The sequence below is a fragment of the Candidatus Neomarinimicrobiota bacterium genome (assembly GCA_036476315.1).
Classification (GTDB): domain Bacteria; phylum Fidelibacterota; class Marinisomatia; order Marinisomatales; family S15-B10; genus JAZGBI01.
In genome coordinates this window covers 1-3,084 of sequence record JAZGBI010000029.1, presented here as the reverse complement: position 1 = coordinate 3,084, position 3,084 = coordinate 1, and the positions used below count along the sequence as shown (strand labels likewise).

General features: G+C 49.8%; 3 protein-coding genes. 2 read left to right on the top strand and 1 reads right to left on the bottom strand.

Translation table 11 applies throughout. The features are described 5' to 3' along the window. Positions 1-246, bottom strand: a 246-nt coding sequence (locus V3U24_03375; GenBank protein MEE9166490.1) for a hypothetical protein, incomplete at its 3' end; no start/stop codon positions are given. A 567-nt stretch (positions 247-813) separates the two neighbouring features. Here V3U24_03375 and V3U24_03370 point away from each other — a divergent pair. Further along, a complete protein-coding gene (locus V3U24_03370) occupies positions 814-1,917 on the top strand; it encodes a carboxylate-amine ligase (GenBank protein MEE9166489.1) in 1,104 nt (367 codons plus the stop codon). 96 nt (positions 1,918-2,013) lie between these two features. Further along, positions 2,014-3,084, top strand: a 1,071-nt coding sequence (locus V3U24_03365) for an alpha-amylase family glycosyl hydrolase (GenBank protein MEE9166488.1), incomplete at its 3' end; no start/stop codon positions are given.

Here is a 3,084-nt window from a genome sequence, read left to right as displayed (position 1 = left end):
CTCCATATCCAGGTAACCAGAAAACTCCCAGTACATGTACAATCCCGAAAGAACAGCAAGAAGGGATGTTAAGGTCATGAAAGAGACAAACCGTGTTCCCTGGGTTAGTCCTCTCATGAATGCCAGACCTTCCGGTCCCGTCGCCTGAACTGCCGGGGTGACGAACCATGCCACGACACAAGCACCTCCTCCCCAGAGAACGGCAGAAAGAATATGGATAACATTCACCATGGTTATGAAGTCCACAGTTCACCTCTCCTTGAATTGTCTTCTGAACAGATCACCCGGTGGAAGAGACGGCTCTCCTCGTCATTTTAGGCATTTTGCTTCACAGATCCAAACGATAGGGGAAGATGAGGAATCGTGTAAGATCTTGTGGCGATTGTCCAATCTGAGTGCTTCCCCAGGAACTTCCGTTCCTTACACTCCCTCCGCATTCTGGCCGCGGGATTATCTAGAACATCGTTTTGTCTCGTACTTTTCTTAGCGTAAAAAAAGTACTGCAAAATCTCTAGATCCTGTGGAGAAACTTGGCTGAAAAATGAGCTGACTGGAGTTGACTATCGCACTGGGGATGCATGAAACTCCCCCGATTGTCATCGGGGTCAGATAGTCATGCATCCTCCGAAGGATCTTGAGATAATCCACGGCTCTGCCAACCCTTTATCGCCAGCTTATTTTAAGGCCGTTTTCCTTTCTTGGTAGGGTGTCACAGTACCTGTCTAGCTGTTACTGCCCGTCACCTCCTCCCCGCTTTTTTCCTTGCCCCGCGTCCGGTGATTCGTAAATTGAACGTGATAGAAAAACTGCACCATGGATCTGGAAGACTTAACCATAGGCATCGAAGAAGAGTATCAGATCATCGATCCTGAGACCGGTGAACTCGTTTCGTTCGTCACTGAATTCCTTGAGAAAGGTGCTGTTCTCTTCCGTGACCAGGTAAAACCAGAGCTTCTGCAATCCCAGGTTGAGATCGGCAGCAAAGTGTGCAAGAATATCGCTGAAGCCAAGAGTGAAATCCGGAGATTACGCAGCATGTTGGCGGATATCGCACAGAAATCCGGTCGTCAAATAATTGCCGCTGGAACGCATCCGTTCTCACACTGGCAGGATCAGATCGTCACGGATTTGGAACGGTACAAGGGATTATACGACTCCATGCAGTACGTGGCAAAACGTCTCTTAATCTTCGGCATGCACATTCATGTGGGAATCCCAAACAAAGATCTCCAGATAGATATCATGAACCAGATTAGATACTTTCTGCCACATATTCTCACTCTCTCCACTTCCTCGCCATTCTGGCGGGGGCACAACACCGGATTCAAGTCTTATCGATCCATTGTGTTCGAAGACTTACCTCGCACAGGCATACCGGAGACATTCAATTCAGCACTCGATTACGAACAATACGTTAATACGCTCATCAACTGCGGCTGTATCGATGAGCCCACGAAGATCTGGTGGGACATACGGCCCCACGCCAAGTTCCCCACTCTTGAGTTCAGGATCTGTGACTGTACCACAAAAGTGGACGAGGTAATTGCCATAGCAGCTCTTGTACAGGCCCTGGTGGCCAAACTGATTCAATATCGCCAGAAGAATCAGACCTGGCGATCATACCGAAGTTCCCTGATCGCCGAGAACAAATGGCGCGCTATCAGGGATGGCACTGACGGAAAACTCATCGATTTCGGCAAAGAGCGAGAGGTTCCATTCCGGACATTGATGGAAGAGTTACTGGAACTTCTGGATGACGTGGTCGATTCCCTGGGAACGCGTGAAGAAGTTGAGTACGTGAGGACGATTCTCAAGGAAGGTACGAGCGCAGACAGACAGCTGAAGTCCTATGCTGAATCGGGCAGCTTTCGGGCTGTCATCGACCAGTTGGCCAGAGAGACTCTGGAGGGGTGCTGAATCGGAAGCGGGACGGAACTGATAAGGATATTATCACGGAGCTTCTAACTCACCCTCTTCATTATCCTTCTCCCGAACGTTAGCTCAGGAAGACAAATGTTATCGTACGGTGCCTTCGTTCAGGATAAGAAGACACTGTTCAAGTTGTTCGCTCCGAGGGCGACGCGTGTGTATGTCGTTATTTTCGACTCTGCTGAGGCAGAATCGGGGACGGAATACCCCATGATTCAAGATGACCCTGGGAGATGGACAGTCGAAGTGGACGGCGCAGGATACGGATCACTCTACGGATACCGTCTAGACGGTCCTTCCTCCACGAGTCACTCTTTTGATCCTGACGTCATTATTGCGGACCCTTATTCAAAGACTGCCGTAACCCAAAACACGTACCGACACGTGGCAAAATCCCTGGTGGTCGAGAACAGGTTTGATTGGCAGGAGGATACCTGGATTAAGCTCGACCCGAGGGACGCCATGATTTGTGAACTTCACGTGCGGGATATGACCGCTCATTTTTCTTCAAGGGCCGGGAATCCCGGCACATACCTTGGCCTTGTCGATCCCATGCAACGTGGTGGCATTGTCCATATCAAGGAGATGGGCTACAACGCGGTTGAGCTTCTCCCTGCCATGGACTTTGCCAACGTAGAGGTACCCTATCTCGATCCCAACACAGCCGTTCATAACACGTGGAACCCTTATGCAAGGAATCACTGGGGATATATGACAACATTCTTCTTCGCCCCGGAAAGTTATTATGCTTCGGATGGCACCGACGCACCCGCAGCGTGGAACGGAATGAGCGGCAAGGCTGTCTCAGAATTCAAACAGATGGTAAAAGCCTTTCACGAATCAGGAATCGCTGTGATCATGGATGTGGTCTACAACCATGTGTCGGACTACGATTACCACCCCTTTAAATATGTGGATCGCGGCCTCTACTTCCGGCTGGATGAAAAGGGTGACTATATAGCAAAGAGTGCGTGCGGGAATGACACCCGAACGGAGAGTGCCGCCGTCCGCCAACTGATTCTGGAGAGTGTGAATTACTGGATGACTGAATACCACATCGACGGTTTCCGGTTTGATCTCGCCAACCTTATCGACAAGGAGAGCTGTAAGATTATTATTTCGGAAGCCAGAAAGATCAATCCGTCTGTCATGATC